The 15,236-nt window shown below is 64.7% G+C and carries 18 protein-coding genes; 2 read left to right on the forward strand and 16 right to left on the reverse strand.

Annotated elements, in window-relative coordinates; all coding sequences use genetic code 11:
* Positions 1 to 212 precede the first annotated feature (212 nt).
* The 7 genes from rlmD to ACN9MZ_RS21740 form a co-directional block, all read right to left on the reverse strand.
* Complete coding sequence (gene rlmD, locus ACN9MZ_RS21710; RefSeq protein WP_426338975.1) at positions 213 to 1,553, reverse strand: 23S rRNA (uracil(1939)-C(5))-methyltransferase RlmD; 1,341 nt, start codon at positions 1,551 to 1,553, stop codon at positions 213 to 215.
* 152 nt (positions 1,554 to 1,705) lie between these two features.
* Positions 1,706 to 2,719 (reverse strand): RNA polymerase sigma factor RpoS, encoded by a 1,014-nt coding sequence (rpoS, locus tag ACN9MZ_RS21715; protein WP_426338976.1) that lies wholly within the window; start codon positions 2,717 to 2,719, stop codon positions 1,706 to 1,708.
* 10 nt (positions 2,720 to 2,729) lie between these two features.
* Positions 2,730 to 3,626: a peptidoglycan DD-metalloendopeptidase family protein gene (locus ACN9MZ_RS21720; protein WP_426338977.1), complete on the reverse strand. Its 897-nt coding sequence runs from the start codon at positions 3,624 to 3,626 to the stop codon at positions 2,730 to 2,732.
* A gap of 16 nt (positions 3,627 to 3,642) precedes the next feature.
* The gene (locus ACN9MZ_RS21725; protein ID WP_426338978.1) at positions 3,643 to 4,527 is read right to left on the reverse strand and encodes a protein-L-isoaspartate(D-aspartate) O-methyltransferase; all 885 of its coding nucleotides are present in this window, start codon (positions 4,525 to 4,527) and stop codon (positions 3,643 to 3,645) included.
* Positions 4,524 to 5,261: a 5'/3'-nucleotidase SurE gene (gene surE, locus ACN9MZ_RS21730; protein WP_426163120.1), complete on the reverse strand. Its 738-nt coding sequence runs from the start codon at positions 5,259 to 5,261 to the stop codon at positions 4,524 to 4,526. Before surE ends, ACN9MZ_RS21725 begins: the two co-directional genes overlap by 4 nt.
* Positions 5,262 to 5,363: 102 nt before the next feature.
* Positions 5,364 to 6,416: a KGGVGR-motif variant AAA ATPase gene (locus ACN9MZ_RS21735; protein WP_426338979.1), complete on the reverse strand. Its 1,053-nt coding sequence runs from the start codon at positions 6,414 to 6,416 to the stop codon at positions 5,364 to 5,366.
* 21 nt (positions 6,417 to 6,437) lie between these two features.
* Positions 6,438 to 7,043, reverse strand: a complete 606-nt coding sequence (locus tag ACN9MZ_RS21740; protein WP_426338980.1) for a toll/interleukin-1 receptor domain-containing protein — start codon at positions 7,041 to 7,043, stop codon at positions 6,438 to 6,440.
* A 116-nt stretch (positions 7,044 to 7,159) separates the two neighbouring features.
* On the opposite strand from ACN9MZ_RS21740, the gene ACN9MZ_RS21745 reads away from it, so the two are divergent.
* Positions 7,160 to 8,134, forward strand: a complete 975-nt coding sequence (locus ACN9MZ_RS21745; protein ID WP_426338981.1) for an NADPH:quinone oxidoreductase family protein — start codon at positions 7,160 to 7,162, stop codon at positions 8,132 to 8,134.
* Here ACN9MZ_RS21745 and ACN9MZ_RS21750 read toward each other — a convergent pair.
* The 8 genes from ACN9MZ_RS21750 to ACN9MZ_RS21785 all read right to left on the reverse strand — a co-directional run bounded on the left by ACN9MZ_RS21750 (position 8,124) and on the right by ACN9MZ_RS21785 (position 13,308).
* Complete coding sequence (locus tag ACN9MZ_RS21750) at positions 8,124 to 8,453, reverse strand: hypothetical protein (protein ID WP_426338982.1); 330 nt, start codon at positions 8,451 to 8,453, stop codon at positions 8,124 to 8,126. The two genes, ACN9MZ_RS21745 and ACN9MZ_RS21750, sit on opposite strands and share 11 nt — an antisense overlap.
* Before the next feature lie 90 nt (positions 8,454 to 8,543).
* Entirely contained in the window at positions 8,544 to 9,275 is a 732-nt protein-coding gene (locus ACN9MZ_RS21755; protein WP_426338983.1) for a DUF899 domain-containing protein, read from the reverse strand.
* Between the two features lie 2 nt (positions 9,276 to 9,277).
* Positions 9,278 to 9,931 carry a glutaminyl-peptide cyclotransferase gene (locus tag ACN9MZ_RS21760; protein WP_426338984.1) on the reverse strand — a complete coding sequence of 218 codons (654 nt, stop codon included), beginning with the start codon at positions 9,929 to 9,931 and terminating at the stop codon, positions 9,278 to 9,280.
* Between the two features lie 46 nt (positions 9,932 to 9,977).
* Positions 9,978 to 11,189 (reverse strand): helix-turn-helix domain-containing protein, encoded by a 1,212-nt coding sequence (locus ACN9MZ_RS21765; protein ID WP_426338985.1) that lies wholly within the window; start codon positions 11,187 to 11,189, stop codon positions 9,978 to 9,980.
* A 6-nt stretch (positions 11,190 to 11,195) separates the two neighbouring features.
* The gene (locus tag ACN9MZ_RS21770) at positions 11,196 to 11,666 is read right to left on the reverse strand and encodes a hypothetical protein (RefSeq protein ID WP_426338986.1); all 471 of its coding nucleotides are present in this window, start codon (positions 11,664 to 11,666) and stop codon (positions 11,196 to 11,198) included.
* Positions 11,663 to 12,025, reverse strand: coding sequence for a GFA family protein (locus tag ACN9MZ_RS21775; protein ID WP_426338987.1), 363 nt, complete (start codon positions 12,023 to 12,025; stop codon positions 11,663 to 11,665). The genes ACN9MZ_RS21770 and ACN9MZ_RS21775 overlap by 4 nt, the downstream gene beginning before the upstream one ends.
* A 237-nt stretch (positions 12,026 to 12,262) precedes the next feature.
* On the reverse strand, positions 12,263 to 12,646 hold the full coding sequence (locus tag ACN9MZ_RS21780) for a hypothetical protein (protein ID WP_426338988.1): 384 nt from the start codon (positions 12,644 to 12,646) through the stop codon (positions 12,263 to 12,265).
* Positions 12,643 to 13,308: a DUF6683 family protein gene (locus ACN9MZ_RS21785; protein WP_426338989.1), complete on the reverse strand. Its 666-nt coding sequence runs from the start codon at positions 13,306 to 13,308 to the stop codon at positions 12,643 to 12,645. The genes ACN9MZ_RS21780 and ACN9MZ_RS21785 overlap by 4 nt, the downstream gene beginning before the upstream one ends.
* A 109-nt stretch (positions 13,309 to 13,417) precedes the next feature.
* Between ACN9MZ_RS21785 and ACN9MZ_RS21790 the strand changes: the two genes are divergently transcribed.
* Complete coding sequence (locus ACN9MZ_RS21790; protein ID WP_426338990.1) at positions 13,418 to 14,182, forward strand: hypothetical protein; 765 nt, start codon at positions 13,418 to 13,420, stop codon at positions 14,180 to 14,182.
* 4 nt (positions 14,183 to 14,186) lie between these two features.
* Here the strand turns inward: ACN9MZ_RS21790 and ACN9MZ_RS21795 are convergent, their stop codons facing one another.
* Positions 14,187 to 15,230 carry a DUF2157 domain-containing protein gene (locus ACN9MZ_RS21795; protein WP_426338991.1) on the reverse strand — a complete coding sequence of 348 codons (1,044 nt, stop codon included), beginning with the start codon at positions 15,228 to 15,230 and terminating at the stop codon, positions 14,187 to 14,189.
* Positions 15,231 to 15,236 lie beyond the last annotated feature (6 nt).

Here is a 15,236-nt window from a genome sequence, read left to right on the forward strand (position 1 = left end):
CAGTCCGTACGCCGCACGATTGGCAAACACTTATCGCATCGCCAGCGGTGGGAGCCCATGGCCTGACGGAACTGGAGCAGCGACTGACCGCGCGCATTGTCGCGCTGGAGCACGGGCAGCGCTGGATCGCTGGACTCCTGGTGCCATCCTGCTCGCGATGGTCGGCCTGGCAAGCGGCATGGCGACCATGCTTTTCCCGGCTGGCGTAGGCCTTACACGAGGTCGAAGACCGCCATCGACTCCACGTGGGAGGTGTGCGGGAACATGTTCATCACGCCCGCCTGCGACATGCGGTAGCCGGCACGGTGCACCAGCACGCCGGCATCGCGCGCCAGGGTCGAGGGCGAGCAGGAGACGTAGACGATACGCTTTGGCAGCATGTCCGGGTTGCTTTCCTTCAGTTCAGCCAGCGCCAGCGACAAGGCCATGGCGCCGTCGCGCGGCGGGTCGATCAGCATGCGGTCGAACTTGCCGAGGGCGATCAGGTCGTCCTTGGTGATCTCGAACAGGTTACGGCACTGGAAAGTGGTATGACCGTCAACGCCGTTCACCTTGGCGTTCGACAGCGCGCGCTCGGTCAGCGCGGTGGAGCCTTCGATGCCCACCACTTCGCGCGCCTGGGTCGCCAGCGGCAGCGTGAAGTTGCCCAGGCCGCAGAACAGGTCGGCCACGCGCTCCTCCTTCTGCACGTCCAGCAGGCGCAGCGCCTTGTGCACCAGCACGCGGTTGATGTGGTGGTTCACCTGGGTGAAATCGGTCGGCTTGAACGGCATCTTGATGCCGAATTCCGGCAGCGTGTAATACAGCTCCTTGCCGGCCGGGTAGAACGGATAGGCGGTATCCGGGCCTTTAGGCTGCAGCCACCACTGGATCTTGTACTCGTCCGCGAAAGCCTTCAGCTTGTCTTCGTCGCCCTCGCCCAGCGGCACCATATTGCGCATCACCAGCACGGTATTGTCTTCGCCGACGGCCAGCTCGATCTGCGGCACCTTGTCGAAGATGGTCAGCGAGTGGATCAGGGCGCGCAGCGGCATCATCATGTCCGACACGTGCTTCGGCAGGATCTGGCAGCTCTGGATGTCGGCCACGAATACCGATTTCTTTTCATGGAAGCCGACCAGCACCGTCCCCTTCTTAGCGACGTAGCGCGCGGACAGGCGCGCGCGGTAACGGTAGCCCCAGGTCGGACCGTACATCGGCCGCATCATCGTGTCGGACTTGACCTTGGACAGGTGCCACAGGTTATCTTCCAGCACGCGCTGCTTGATCGCCACCTGGGCCGACGCTTCCAGGTGCTGCATGGAACAGCCACCGCAAATGTCGAAGTGCTCGCACTTCGGCTTGACGCGCATCGACGATTCCTTGTGCAGCGCGGTCATGCGGCCCTGCTCCCAGTTCTTCTTCTTGCGCAGCAGCTCGAAGCTGACTTTTTCGCCCGGCAGCGCGCCTTCGATGAAGACCACCTTGCCCGGCGAGCCGTCTTCGTTCTCGATGTGGCCAACGCCACGGGCATCCATGTCCAGGGATTTGATTTCGACGATGTTGTCTTGCATAGCGATTAAGGTTGCAGCCGGCGCGTTGCGCGCCCAAAGCCCGCTATGATACCAAAAACCGGCAATACTGGGTCTGCCCCAAGGGTCAGACCCGACCGGCGACCGTCGCGTATGCGGCTCTGACCCTTGGGTCACACCCAGGTTTATCGGGTTTAAAGCAGCGAATCGCGGACTACGCCGCGTGCGGCCATGGCCCGCTTCAGCTTGACCAGCGCTTCCTGCTGGATCTGGCGCACCCGCTCCCGCGTCACGCCCATCTCTTCGGCCAGGGTTTCCAGGGTGGCCGGATCGTCGTTATCCAGCCCGAAGCGCCGCATGATGACGATGCGCTGCTTGTCCGGCAGCTTGGTCAGCCAGTCGCGCACCAGCACTGTCATCTCATGGTGTTCGGCGCGCGCATCGGGCGAATCCTCGGAATCCCCCGGCAGCATGTCCATCAGCGACGACTGCGGGTCGTTATCCAGCGGCGCATCGAGCGAGGTGGCATGTTCGGACAACGCCAGGATATCCTGCACCTCTTCCACCGGCCGCCCCACCAGCTCGGCGATATCCTCCGCCGTGGCATCCTTGCCATTATGGTGCTGCGCCTCCAGGTGGTACTTGCCGCGCAGGATCTGGTTCAGTTCACGCACCATGTGCACCGGCAGGCGCACCGTGCGCGCCTGGTTCATGATGGCGCGCTCGATGCTCTGGCGGATCCACCAGGTGGCATAGGTAGAGAAGCGGAAGCCGCGCTCCGGCTCGAACTTGTCGATGGCGCGCATCAGGCCGATGTTGCCCTCTTCGATCATGTCGAGCAGGACCACGCCGCGATTGATGTAATGCTTGGCGATCGACACCACCAGCCGCAAGTTATGCTCGATCATGGTCTGGCGGGCGGCGAAATCGCCCTGCTTGGCCAGCGTGGCGAAATGCACCTCCTGCGGCGCCGTCAGCAGGGGACGGGTTCCGATCTGGTTCAGGTAGTGCTGGGTAGTGTCGGTGGAGAGCTCCGCCGCCAGCACCTTTTTCAGTTCGTCGACCGTTTCGAGGACAGCGCTGGCGCCTTCAACCGCAACCTCGCCGTCCGGCTCCATGGAATCGATGGCTACTTCATCGATCGGCTCGTCCGGGAATTCCTCAGGAATCGAGTCGTCTTCCAGTTGGTCATTCGGCGAGCGTGTCATGGGTGCTTATCTAGCGGTTAGGCAGGAATTTCGATGGATCCACCGGCTTGCCCTGCTGCCTTATCTCAAAGTGCAGCTTGACGGTGTCGGTATCGGAGTCCCCCATTTCAGCAATTGCCTGGCCCCTGCGCACTTCCTGCCCCTCCTTGACCAGGATGGAGCGGTTGTGGGCATAGGCCGACAACAGGCTGTTACTGTGCTTCACAATGACGAGATTACCATATCCGCGGATGCCGCTACCGGCATACATCACTTTTCCTCGTTCAGCAGCCAACACTTGTTGTCCGGCGCGCCCTGCGATGTCGATGCCCTTGTTCTTGCCCTCGTCGAACTGTGCCACCACGCGCCCATCGGAAGGCCAGGTCCACGACAGGTCGCGGTCTTCCGCGCTGACTGCAGCTGCCGGCGGCACGGCCGGCGCCGGAGTTGGGGCCAGGCTGGCCACCAAGGCCGGCTTGTCGGCACGTTCGTCGGATTTCTGCAAATCCGCCACCGCGGCATCGGAATACGGACGCTTCTCCCCCTTTGGCGTCGACTTGCGCGGCGGCGGCGGGGTTTTCTCGATCTGCGGCGGGGTCGGCACGGCCGCTACCTGCACGCCTTCGGGTTGCGTCAGGCGCAATACCTGGTCGACCTTGATGTCGTCCGGATTCGACAAGTTGTTCCAGGCCGCCAGGTCGCGATAATTCAGGCCGCGGTCAAAGGCGATGCGGATCAGGGTGTCGCCCTTGTGGACGGTATAGTAGCCTTCCTTGTCTTTCGGCTCCTCCACCGGGGCCGCTTTCGGCGGTGTGGTGGGGTGCGGCGTCGAACGATCTTCGACCGGGGCCTGGGTCGGCACGGTCGAACATGCGGTCAGCACGGCCAGCGAGGCGGCCATCAGGAAAAGGGAATAGTTCTTCGTCATTCTATTGATCTGTGTGTTAAACGGTGCCAGGGCGCAGCGGCACAAAATGGCAGTCTTCCAGCGTCTGGCGCACCCATTCGTTCTTGCTGACACGGGTCACCAGTTCGAGATGCTGGGTGCGGGCCCCGACCGGGGCGACCAGGCGGCCGCCGATAATCAGTTGATCCAGCAAGGCCTGCGGCACTTCCAGGCCAGCGGCGGCAAGGATGATGCCATCGAAAGGGGCCGCCTGCGGCAAGCCTAGCATACCATCTCCGTAGTGCAAACGCAGGTTTGGCACCCGCAGGGGCCGCAAGTTGGCCTTGGCCAGTTCATGCAGGGGCTTGATACGTTCGATCGAAAACACCTCTTTCGCCACGCAGGCCAGCACCGCCGCCTGGTAGCCGCAGCCGGTGCCGATTTCCAGCACGCGGTGCAGATGCTGGCCGGCGCGCATCACCTCGATCATGCGCGCCACGATATAAGGCTGGGAAATGGTCTGGTGGTGGCCAATCGGCAGCGAAGCGTCGATATAGGCTTGCGGCGCCAGGCCCTCGTCCATGAACATATGGCGCGGCACGGTGTCGAGCGCGCCCAGCACGACCGGGTCGCTCACGCCCTGCTTCGCCACCCGCTGCACCATGGCGCGGCGCACGCCGTCCGATACCAGAGCGTTCTGGCGCGGCGCCGCCACGGCGCCAAGCTGCACCTGGGCGCGTTCCTGGGCATAGGAATGGGCGCGCGAGGGCGAGGCCGCCGGTTGCGGCGGGCGCCAGCCGCCCGGGCTGGCTGCGGCAGTGCGGGCGGCGTTCTGGGTTGCGGTTTGTGGCGTGGCCACGGTGCTGTAGACCGGCTTTTTCGCCGGGCTCTTGTCGGTAACTGATGACAGGGGCAGCGGGAAAGTGCGGGTCTTTTCGCTCATGCGATGGCCTTTGCCAGGGTATCGAGTTGTTGGCGATGGGTCAGGTCGATCTGCAATGGCGTCAGAGAAACGCGGCCATTGGCGACGGCATGGAAGTCGGTGCCCTCGCCGGCATCCTTGCAGGCGCCGGGCGGGCCAATCCAGTAGATTTCCCGGCCGCGCGGGTCAAGCGCCTTGACCACGGGTTCGGCCTGGTGGCGGCGGCCGAGGCGGGTCGGGGTCAGTGGACCCAGCTGCTCATACGGCAGATTCGGGATGTTCACGTTCAGCAGGTAGGGCCGCTCCAGCAGTTCCAGGTAGCGCTGTACCAGGTCGCGTGCCACGCGGGCCGCGGCATCGACATTCGCCCAACCGTAGGAACCCTGCGAAAAAGCCATCGCCGGCACGCCGAACAGGTAGCCCTCGGTGGCGGCGGCCACCGTGCCCGAGTACAGCGTGTCGTCGCCCATGTTGGGGCCGTTGTTAATGCCCGACACCACCAGGTCCGGCACGTGGTCCAGCAGGCCGGTCAGCGCCACGTGCACGCAATCGGTCGGCGTTCCATTAACAAAATAGAAACCGTTGGCCGCCTGCTGCACCGACAAAGGACGGTCCAGCGTGAGGGAATTGGAGGCGCCGGAACGGTTGCTGTCGGGCGCCACAACCACGATATCGGCAATTGGCTGCAGGGCTTCCGCCAGCGCATTGATGCCAGGCGCCAGGTAGCCGTCGTCGTTACTGATAAGGATTCTCATACAGGGAATTTTACCTGAAGCAACGGGAAATAAATGGGGACGTACCCCATTTACCGGGGTACGTCCCCATTTATTTCCGGCCCCATTTATTCACGGACAAATTTACATTGCGGCCGGCATTGGCCAGTACCCTGCGCGGTCTTGCTCGAGCGGCAAGACATGGTGGTTATTCAGGGTGGCCGGCCCGGCTGCCGGCAGGCGTTGCCAGGGGCAGAGCCCATCGCCAAACCATTGCATAAATGCATAATAGCCCTGCTGCAGCGCCAGCGCCGGCAGCGGCTCGCCACTGGCCAGGCTGGCGCAGTGCGGCAACTGCACCGCATCGAAGTAGTCTTCCAGCGACAGCCAGGGCAAGCCGTAGGCCTGGCCCAGCATGCCTTCGAACAGGCGCTGGTAGCCGCCCGCCCCATCCTCGCCGCGGCGCCAGAACCTGCACTGCGCCTCGTCCGAGGTATCGATGCGCGATGGCAGCGGGTAAACCAGCAACTGGCGCTGTTCGTCCTCATGGCAACTGCGATAGCCGGTGGCGCGCGCCACCAGGTCCTGCAAGCCATCCAGGTTCTGCCGGTTCGGCGCGAAGACCAGCACCAGCCGTGTCGGCAGCAAGGTGGTGCAGATGGCGGCGCAGTCGGCGCGACCGCTGCGCGCATCGACCAGCACATGGCCGAAATGGCGCGCCAGCCGCGCGGCAAAGGTGCGGAACAGCGCGGGGCAAGCGTCGAACAAGCCTTGCCAGTCCAGCATCGCCGCGCGTTCCGCATGGCTGCCATCGCACCGCCCAGCGCGCAGCAGCCAGAGTGGCCGGTCATCGCATGCCCTTATCAGGTACTGTTCCCAGCGTACCGCGTCGAACACTGCCTCGGCCAGCGCCTGCTCGCTGGCGTAGCGGCCGGCGCGTTGCTGGAGCTGCTCGCGGCATTCTTCGAACAGGTCCAGCACTCCCGGCGCATCCGCCGCACCGGGAAAGTAGTAATGCAGCCCCGGCGCTTCCAGGTCCCAGTCGACCAGCAGCACCGGCGCCGTGCGGCGGCTTGCCAGGATGTGCCCAAGGTTGGCCAGCGCCATGGTACGGCCTACGCCGCCCTTGTAGGAATAGAAAGTGGTGACTTCGCCGGCTGCGGGCAGCTCTGGCAGGTGCAGGCGTAGGTGTTCCATGGCGCTCTTTCAGAGGTTTTTCTAGCGAGGAAAGTGAGGCGGGGCCGGCGGGCGCCATTCCGGCGGCACCGGCGGCAGCTCGAACTCCCTGCAGTCGTGGTCGGGCGGAATGCTCGCCTTCAGGCAGTGGTAGTGCATCGTGATGCGCTCGACGATGCGCCGGATATCGGGCAGGAAATCGGGATTGGTCTTCAAATCCCCGGTTGCCAGCGTATAGCGCGAAAAATCGACATACATGCCAGGCTCGCTGATCTGGCGCGGCAGGTTCAGCGGGTGACGTGTCATGATGACGGGAATGATCAGGTGGCTTGGCAGCTCGTACCAGCCGCTGCGCTCGGCCTCGATCATCTGCATGGCGGCGAATTCGCGCCGGGTATATGGGTGGGCTTCGTACTTGGGCGTGTAGATCACGATCATGGTGGCGCTCTGGCACATGGCCAGCGCGAGCCGGCGGTCGATATCGTCCCCGCCACCCAGTTGCTCGCTATCGACAAACAGCTCGGTCTCGTTGTCGAAGTGGGGCTCGAGATAGCACTTCAGGGCATCGACCAGGTCGTCCTTGAAGTGGCTCATATATGCGTGCTGGCCATGCGCGTAACTGAAAAAGCAGCCGTACCGGATACTCATGGCAATCGCCTCCCCTGCCTGCCAAATGTAATCCCCTCCCGCGCGATAAACTTTGTGCCGGCGCAAAGTGTTCTCGGGCATAATCGCACGATCGTTCTAAAAATTATGGAGACCATATGAAGGCTATCGTTTGCAAGGAGTGGGGCCCGCCCGACACGCTGGTGCTGGAAGATGTGCCCGACCCGCAGCCCGGCCCCGGCCAGGTGGTGTTGCAGGTAAAGGCGGCGGCAGTCAACTTTCCGGATGTACTGATCATCCAGGGCAAGTACCAATACAAGCCTGCCCTGCCCTTCACGCCGGGGAATGAAGTCTCGGGCGTGGTGCTGTCGGTGGGCGAAGGGGTGCAGGGCTTCAAGCCGGGCGACAAGGCGATTGCCTTCTCCGCGCATGGCGGCTTTGCCGAACAACTGCTGGTGCCTGCCGATTCGCTGATGCCGATGCCGCCGGGGATGGATTTCGACACCGCCGCCGCGATCACCCTCACCTACGGCACCTCGCACCACGCCGTGGTGGACCGCGCCCGGTTGAAGGCCGGCGAAACCATGCTGGTGCTGGGCGCTGCCGGCGGCGTCGGGCTGGCGGCCATCGAGATCGGCAAGGCGCTCGGCGCGCGCGTGATTGCCGCCGCCTCCAGCGAGGAAAAGCTCTCCGTCTGCAAAGAGCACGGCGCCGACGTCCTGGTCAACTACAGCAGCAGCGACCTGCGCGAAGCCATCAAGGCCGCCACCGACGGCAAGGGCCCGGAGGTGATCTACGACCCGGTCGGCGGTGAATACGCCGAGCCGGCCTTCCGCTCGATCGGCTGGCGCGGCCGCTACCTGGTGGTGGGCTTTGCCAACGGCGAGATACCGAAGCTGCCCCTGAACCTGACGCTGCTCAAGGGCGCTTCGCTAATGGGCGTGTTCTGGGGCGAATTCGTCAAGCGCGAGCCGAAAGCCAACCTGGCCGGCATGATGCAGCTCCTGGGCTGGCTGGCCGAAGGCAAGATACGCCCGCACATCTCGGCACGCTACGCCCTGGCCGACACGCCGCGCGCGCTGGAAGCGATGGCCGCGCGCAAGGTCACCGGCAAAGTGATCGTCAAGCCTTAAGCCAGTGCACGACGCGAACGGCGAGGTAAAGCATCGCGCCGTGCGCGGCAAGCATCGCCGCCAGGTGCAGCGCCAGTGCCGCCAGCGTTTGCAGAAACGGCCCTGCGGCGCCACCGCCGCTGCCGCAGATCGTCATCAGCGCCGGCATCAGGATGAAGCCGGCGCCGTGCGCCGTGGATGTGATGAAGGTCCACAGCGCCATTCCCGCCTGGCCCGCCATGACGTGCCCATGGCGGAAGCGGCAGGTCAGTGCAACCAGCAGCAGCACGCCAGCGCCCCACTGCAGGGCCGGGCGGTCCAGCGGCAGCCGCAATGCCACCGCCGCCGCCACCGCCATCGACGCCGCATGGCCGCAGGCGATCGCCGTCACGGCCCGCCAGGGCCGGAAGCTCGACATGGCAGCCCCGTATCACGCCTGGGAGCTGCAGCATGACGCCGCTGGCTGGGCGTAGCGGTCATGATGCCTGACCCACGCCATCGTGTACGGCAAATCATCCTCGTGCCGCCCTAGCGGGGTGAGATCGAGGAAGCGATAGGTATGCATCATCACCTCCACGCCGCGGCCGTAGGTCGAATAGGTGTGGTAGACCGTGCCTGCGTCGTCCTTGTAGAACACGCTGACGCCGGGCGCATCTTCGTGCGGGAAAGCCTGGCTGGTGTAGTTGTAATAGACTTCGCCTGCGGCCATTTCTTCCGGCGCGAAACTGACGTGGAAGTCGTAATTGAAATCGCTGTCGCCTGATGACACCCATTTGAACCGCCAGCCCATTTCCTTGCGCATGCGCTCCAGGCTGGCCAGCGGTGCGCGCGACACTGCCACCACGCTCACATCGCGCTGCGCCAGGTGTGCCAGCGCGCCGTCCGTATGGTCGGCCATGTAGGAGCAGTGCGAGCAGCCGCGCTCCTGTCCCGGCGCAAACATGAAATGCTGCACCACGAGCTGGCTACGCCCTTCGAACAGGTCGGACAAGGAACGCTTGCCCTGCGGCGTGTCGAACACGTATTGCTTGTCCACGCGCACCCACGGCAGCGCGCGGCGGGCGCTGGCCAGCAAGTCCTGCTGGCGCATCAGTTCCTTTTCGCGCACCAGCAATGCCTTGCGCTGCGCTACCCATTGCTCCTGATTGACGATGGCGTTCATGATTACTCTCCTCGTGGGCGGCGCACTGCACGCACCTTGCCGCTATTCTCGCCGCCGGCAAAGAACACGCCGGAGCCATCGGATTCCAGGCCGCTGACGAATACGCCGGGCGGCATTTCCAGCCGTTCCAGCACGTCCCCGCTGTGGGGATCGACGTGGCGGATGTCGCTCCGGTCACCCTCCCAGGTGCCATGCCAAAGCTCGCCGTCCACCCACGTCACGCCGGTGACGAAGCGGTTCGATTCGATGGTGCGCAGCACGGCGCCGGTCTCGGGATTAACCTGATGGATCTTGCGCTCGCGGTACTGCCCCACCCACAGGCTGCCCTCCGCCCACGCCAGGCCGGAATCCGCCCCTTTGCCGGGCGCAGGAATCGACGACACCACCGTGCCGCTGGATGGGTCGATCTTGTTGATCCGTTCTGCCGCGATCTGGTACAGGAACTTGCCGTCGAAGGCCGTGCCGGCATCGGCGGCCACCTCCAGCGAGCGCGCCTGCTTGCCGCTCTCGGGATCAAAGCCGATCAGATGGGCGCCGGTTGCCGCCCACACCAGATGGCCGTCGTAAGTAACGCCGCCGACTTTGGTAACGCCGTCGAACGGGCCGTATTCGCGCAGGATTTCCGCCGTGCGCACCTTGCTTGAATTGCGTGTCATTGCTTGGCTCCTTATGAGGCGCCTCGATTGGCGCCGCAAGTGAACTTTATTCCAACGGCAGTGCAGCAGGGAGTAACAAGATTGTCGTGAATCCGGCCAGCGGCGGCGACAGCCAGCGCCGCGTGCGGGCATTGCCGATCGAGCGCACCCGTCCCTCTGCTTCCAGCCCAGCCAGGGCGCGCTGGATGGTGCGCTGGCTGGCATCAAGCGCCAGGGCCAAGGCCGAAGTCGACCAGGCAGCGCCGTCGGACAAGAGCGCCAGCAGCGAAGCCTGCTCGCCATCGATCGGCGGCTCCAGCATGGCCAGGCTGCTCCCATCAGCGGGCCGGATCGCAAAGCCGAGCGGCGTTGCTTCGATGTTGGCCAGTCCCTTGAGGAGCGCGCGCAGGCGGCCGATCTCTACCCGCAACCGCGCGCGGTGGGTGTCGTCGGGGCGGCGCGTGTTGAAGGCCCGTTCGATCAGCAGGTCTCGCCCGGCATCGCCCGGCCAGGCCTCAGCCAGGATGCGGGCCAGCGCAAACAAAACCGGCCTGCGGGCCAGGGAACGCCAGGCCGCGCGGCTGCCCAGGCCTCGCCGGCAGGCATCCAGTACCAGCGTGCCCGATGCCAGCAGAGCCGCCACTTCGTCGAGCGACATCGCGTCGCCACCGTGCAGGCGCGCGGCGGGACGTTGCAGCGCGGCGTTGGCCTCCACCACTTCTGCCAGCAGCTCCGGCACGCCCGAGCGGGTGGCCGCCGCATGCGCGTGCGCAAGCGCGGACCGTGCCTGTGCCGGGCGTAGCGATCGCATTGCCAGTTCGGCTGCGGCCAGTTGCGCAACCGCCGCCAGCGACGGCGTCAGGGCACGGATATCGAGGCGCGACAGTTCAGTGGCAGCGGCTTCGAGGCGTCCAAGCAGGAGGAATTTTCGGGCGGCGATCAAGCGCGCATGCAACGCATTGCCGTAGTCGCCGTGTGCTTCCATCACCGCCAGCGCGGCCGCCAGCGCGCGCGGCGGGGCAGCAAAATCGCGCATGGCCATCGCCACTTCCGCTTCTGCGACCTGGCAGCGCGCACGGGCCAGTTCTTCATGCAAGCCAAAGCCACGCGCGGCACGCCGCAGCAACTCGCGCGCCCTGGGAAAGTCGCCCAGCCGCGCCATGGCGATGCCGCGCAGGGCCAGCGCCGGCGGGTCGTCGCGCAGCGCCACATGTTTCAGGGCGCCCAGCACATCACCGCTGGCAAGGGACCGGGCCGACGCGGTGATCAGGGAATCCATCGCGTTTCAGCCGACCCTGCGCAAGCGCGAAGCGGCGGCGCGCAGCAGGATGCGCGAATAAAGCTTATGGAAGCCAAGCAGCGCGCGGAACAGGCCGCCCTGCCGCGAGCGCACGACTGCGGAGCCGAAATACAGCCGCGTGCCCTGCCCGGCCGGCACCGCCATCAGCCAGGAGCGCGTGCTGCCGGCGTAATCGCACATCAGCAACTGGCCCGGTGCCCGACCCTCCACCGACCAGGCAGCGAACTGCTGGCGCTGCCCGCTGGCCAGCTCGCGCGCTTCCGCATCGCGCGAAGGCCGCGCAACCAACAGCGCCAGCAACAGGCGTTCCAGCTTGAACACGGCGGTGGTGTAGAAGGCTTCGACATAAGCCGCATGCGCTACCCGTCCCGGCACTTCGATGGCAAAGCAGTCGGTATAGGCGCCCTGCTCTCGGTAGCGCTGCAGCAAAGCGTCCACCGGCAGATCGGCGATCATAGATAAGTCCAGGTGTCGGCGCCATCAAACTTCCGCACTGCCATCGTCGCCACGGCGTCGGGCGCGAAATTGGCCATGTTGACGCCCATGCGGCCATCGTCATTCGGTTTCAGCGACTTCCAGTGCGTGACACAGCCGCAGGACCGGCAGCGCACGGTGCGCAGCGACTTGTCGCCCCAGACGTAATCCTCGGTATGCGCAGGCTCGCCGGCGATGCGCACCGCTTGTTCGGGATAGAAAGCCCACAGCGCCCGCGTGCGGCGGCAGATTGAGCAATTGCAGTCGATCAGATAGGCCGGTGCGTCCGGCACTTCGATAGTGATTGCGCCACAGTGGCAGGAACCGTTGAGGATAGTCATTTGATAAGCATAACACCTCGCTCCTCGATCTGCAGGTGCGCGGGATCAGTCCCCAGGGCCAGGGCCATGCTCAGGCTCTCGTCTGCTGGTAGCCAGACCCTGTGCGTTGCGCACTGCTGGCGGTACGTCCATTCGCGCCGGCTTGCCGCGCGCATGGGCGTCGGTGTTCATTGCCCCGCGCCCGGGCCGCCGGCGCCGCAAGCAGCGCGGCGTACAGTGCAACGCACTGCAGGCGTCTCATGCGCTCATCACCTGGCTTGGCAGCAGGTCGGACATATTCTCAGCCACGCTGCGCGCGTTGAAGCAGCGGAAGCGGAACTCGCCGCCATCCTCCAGCGCCACCACCACGATGCCGGTCAGGATGCCGAACTCGCGCCGCACTGAACGCACTTCACGCAGCGGGATATGCACCGGCTGCAGATCATCGTGTACCGCCTTGTTCATGATATTCGGCACCCAGTCCAGCGCGTCGGCCGACACGGTGACCGTGCCGCCCACCCACAATCCGCCAATCACGGCGCCGATAGCTTCCACATTGCGCGCCGCCGCCCCGCCGATGCGACGATTGACGACCGCATCCGTAATGAAGGCATTGCAAAGTTTCTTGATAAAGATCGTCATTGGAACCTCATGCCGTTTTTGTCGATTAACAGGTTGGCCGGATCGCCCTTGAGCACCAGTTGCAGGTTCTCGCGGGCGGCATTGCGCATGTTCTCGTACACCTCCGGCGGCTGCGGTTGCTGCTGGTGCGACTTGTAGGCAAGCGCCATGAAGGCGCCGATCATGGCGCTCTGCTCGAAGACGTCGCGTACCTTGTCCGCATCGTTGCGGTCGTTCACGCCCTGGAGCTTGTCCTGGGCGCGGATCTGGCTGGCGACTGCGTTGAAGTCCTCGTCGGAGACTTCGGTGTTTTTCAGCACCATGTAATTCCCGACCAGGAAAGCAGCCAGGCCGCCTGCCATATCGCGCGGCGTCCAGCCCATCTTCTTTTCGACCTGGAGGTAGACGTCCATGCTTTGCACGTAAATCTTCTCCATCGCGGCGCGCTTGTCGGGCGGGAAGTGCTGGGCAAGCTTGTGCGCATTGGCCTTCACCGCGGGTTTCGATTTCGGCAGGACAGGCGGCGTCTTGCCGGCATTGGCCGGCGATGGCACTGGAATGCGCAAGTCCGGCTGCGGCCACACCACCACGTTATCGTAGCTCATGCCAAAGCCGCAGCACTGGCTGTGCGCCGCAGGCGCAAGCACGATGGCCAGGGCACACAGGGTCAACTTGCTCTTCATTGCGTCACCTCGACATTGCACAAAACGTTGCCTGAGAATATACAATTCTGCACAACGCGCCAACCGAATCGAGGTGCGTGAAAGTCACTCAGCGCGGAAGGTATCGGAAATGAAGATTCGCACGCTGGCCTGGCTGGCCATCGCACTGCACGGCTCCGTGCAGGCAGGTGAAGTACTGCTTGATATTCCTACGCGGCCAGGCGCCACCGTGCGTGTGCTCGAGATGACTGGCGAGCGCGCCGTCGGCCACGTGGTGCTTTACCTCGCAGGCGGTTCAGGCCAACGCGGTTTGCAAGGCGTATGGCCAGGCAGCCTGCCGGCCGATCCGGACACCTTGTTCGGCGCGCAGCGCCAGATGGCGGATCAGGTGGGCGCCATGGTGGCGCTGGACACCGCCAGCGATCATGAAGTACTGGATATTGGCAGCCGTCAGGGGCCAGCGCACCGGCAGGACGTCGCCGCTGTCGTCGATTTCATGCGCAAGCGACACCCGCAGGCGCGCCTTGTCCTGATGGGGAGCAGCGACGGCGCCTTTTCCGCCGCCTTTCTTGCCAACCGCTTGCCGGCCGTGGATGCAGTGGTGCTGGTCAATGGCAGCGCCGACGCCTGGGCCGAAGCGCCGCACCTGAAGCGCCCCGTGCTCGGCGTGCACCACCGGCGCGACGCCTGCCTGCCCTTCCGCGACAGCTATCCAAAGGCCCGCTTCTTCCCGCTGATCGCAGTCGACAGCGAAGCCTTCCCGCAGGTCTTCGCCGGCACACGCCGCGACTGCAGCCGCGAAAGCGCGCACGGCCTGCAAGGCCAGCGCTCGCAAGTCTACCGGGCGATCGGCAACTGGCTGCAGAGCGGCAAGGCGCCGCCGGAACTGCGCTAGCGATTCATGCCGCCCGGCGTTCGACCAGCAGGCGCACAGGACCGGGCAGCCATAGGCGCAGGTTGGCGCCGATGGCGGCTTCGCGCCGCTGCCAGACCACGCCGGCGGCGATAATGGCGATGCCGATGGCCGTCAGGGCTACCGGGAACAGCAGGCTGTCGCGGAAAACGGTGTATGACAAATGGCCCAGGTAGCCGGCCAGACCAAAACCGCCAAGTACCGCGAACACGCGGCGCGACAAGGCAGCGCCGATGCCGATCATCAGGACGTTGATCAAACAGTAGACCAGTTTGCCGAATTCGCTGCCCGAATCCATCGACGACAGGGCGCCCCAGAACGTCAACACGCCCCAGATGTACAGCCAGAACGCATAATCCTTGTCGCTGCGGTTGCGCAGGTCGATCCACAGCGCGAGCAGCGTCATGGCAATGCCGAATACCGCCGAAATCACTTTGCCTTCGTGGGAAAACAGGCTGTAATGGCCAAGCAGCATTTCCGTCACGTCCATGCTCATGTACCACAGCGTCACCGCCAGCGGCATCACGGTGAACGGCATGCGGTAGCGCCATAGCACTGCAGCGCCGGCAGCCAGCGTGGCCAGCTCCATGAGAATCCAGCGCCAGTCGATGTAGTAGTGGTAGTTGCGATATGAGCTGCCGGCGCCGCCGTCCGCCCACAGGCCGAGCATATGCTGCAGGCCGTAGACCGCCAACGGCACCAGCACCACCGCGAAAGCAGCAAGTACGCCGGCAGGCAGCATCAGGCCACGCGCGCGCAGCCATTCGACCGCCCCGAGGGCAGCCGCCATATAGCAAATCGAAATGAACAGCAGGCCGGTGCCGCCGAACGACTCCCAGCCCAGCGTCATGAACAGCGACATGGCGCCAATGGCGATCAGGCCGCCCAGGTAGTACAGGATGTGCGCCGGCTTGAAGCCGGGCGTATGCTGTTCACGCTCCACCAGGAACTGCCACAACCGCCCTGCCTGGCCGTCATTCAGCAGGCCCTGGCCTGCTGCTTCCTCCAACATCGCGCGCGTCAGTTTCATGCGTCT

This window comes from Pseudoduganella sp. S-14 (assembly GCF_049913285.1).
GTDB lineage: Bacteria > Pseudomonadota > Gammaproteobacteria > Burkholderiales > Burkholderiaceae_D > Rugamonas.

Excerpts from the sequence above, each read along its gene's own strand:
- ACN9MZ_RS21765 (WP_426338985.1), bottom strand. The coding sequence starts at position 11,189 with ATGGATTCCCTGATCACCGCGTCGGCCCGGTCCCTTGCCAGCGGTGAT.
- ACN9MZ_RS21785 (WP_426338989.1), bottom strand. The coding sequence starts at position 13,308 with ATGAAGAGCAAGTTGACCCTGTGTGCCCTGGCCATCGTGCTTGCGCCT.
- ACN9MZ_RS21790 (WP_426338990.1), top strand. The coding sequence starts at position 13,418 with ATGAAGATTCGCACGCTGGCCTGGCTGGCCATCGCACTGCACGGCTCC.
- ACN9MZ_RS21775 (WP_426338987.1), bottom strand. The coding sequence starts at position 12,025 with ATGACTATCCTCAACGGTTCCTGCCACTGTGGCGCAATCACTATCGAA.
- ACN9MZ_RS21740 (WP_426338980.1), bottom strand. The coding sequence starts at position 7,043 with ATGAGTATCCGGTACGGCTGCTTTTTCAGTTACGCGCATGGCCAGCAC.
- ACN9MZ_RS21745 (WP_426338981.1), top strand. The coding sequence starts at position 7,160 with ATGAAGGCTATCGTTTGCAAGGAGTGGGGCCCGCCCGACACGCTGGTG.
- rpoS (WP_426338976.1), bottom strand. The coding sequence starts at position 2,719 with ATGACACGCTCGCCGAATGACCAACTGGAAGACGACTCGATTCCTGAG.
- ACN9MZ_RS21735 (WP_426338979.1), bottom strand. The coding sequence starts at position 6,416 with ATGGAACACCTACGCCTGCACCTGCCAGAGCTGCCCGCAGCCGGCGAA.
- ACN9MZ_RS21770 (WP_426338986.1), bottom strand. The coding sequence starts at position 11,666 with ATGATCGCCGATCTGCCGGTGGACGCTTTGCTGCAGCGCTACCGAGAG.
- ACN9MZ_RS21760 (WP_426338984.1), bottom strand. The coding sequence starts at position 9,931 with ATGACACGCAATTCAAGCAAGGTGCGCACGGCGGAAATCCTGCGCGAA.
- ACN9MZ_RS21755 (WP_426338983.1), bottom strand. The coding sequence starts at position 9,275 with ATGAACGCCATCGTCAATCAGGAGCAATGGGTAGCGCAGCGCAAGGCA.
- ACN9MZ_RS21795 (WP_426338991.1), bottom strand. The coding sequence starts at position 15,230 with ATGAAACTGACGCGCGCGATGTTGGAGGAAGCAGCAGGCCAGGGCCTG.
- rlmD (WP_426338975.1), bottom strand. The coding sequence starts at position 1,553 with ATGCAAGACAACATCGTCGAAATCAAATCCCTGGACATGGATGCCCGT.
- ACN9MZ_RS21720 (WP_426338977.1), bottom strand. The coding sequence starts at position 3,626 with ATGACGAAGAACTATTCCCTTTTCCTGATGGCCGCCTCGCTGGCCGTG.
- ACN9MZ_RS21725 (WP_426338978.1), bottom strand. The coding sequence starts at position 4,527 with ATGAGCGAAAAGACCCGCACTTTCCCGCTGCCCCTGTCATCAGTTACC.
- ACN9MZ_RS21780 (WP_426338988.1), bottom strand. The coding sequence starts at position 12,646 with ATGACGATCTTTATCAAGAAACTTTGCAATGCCTTCATTACGGATGCG.
- surE (WP_426163120.1), bottom strand. The coding sequence starts at position 5,261 with ATGAGAATCCTTATCAGTAACGACGACGGCTACCTGGCGCCTGGCATC.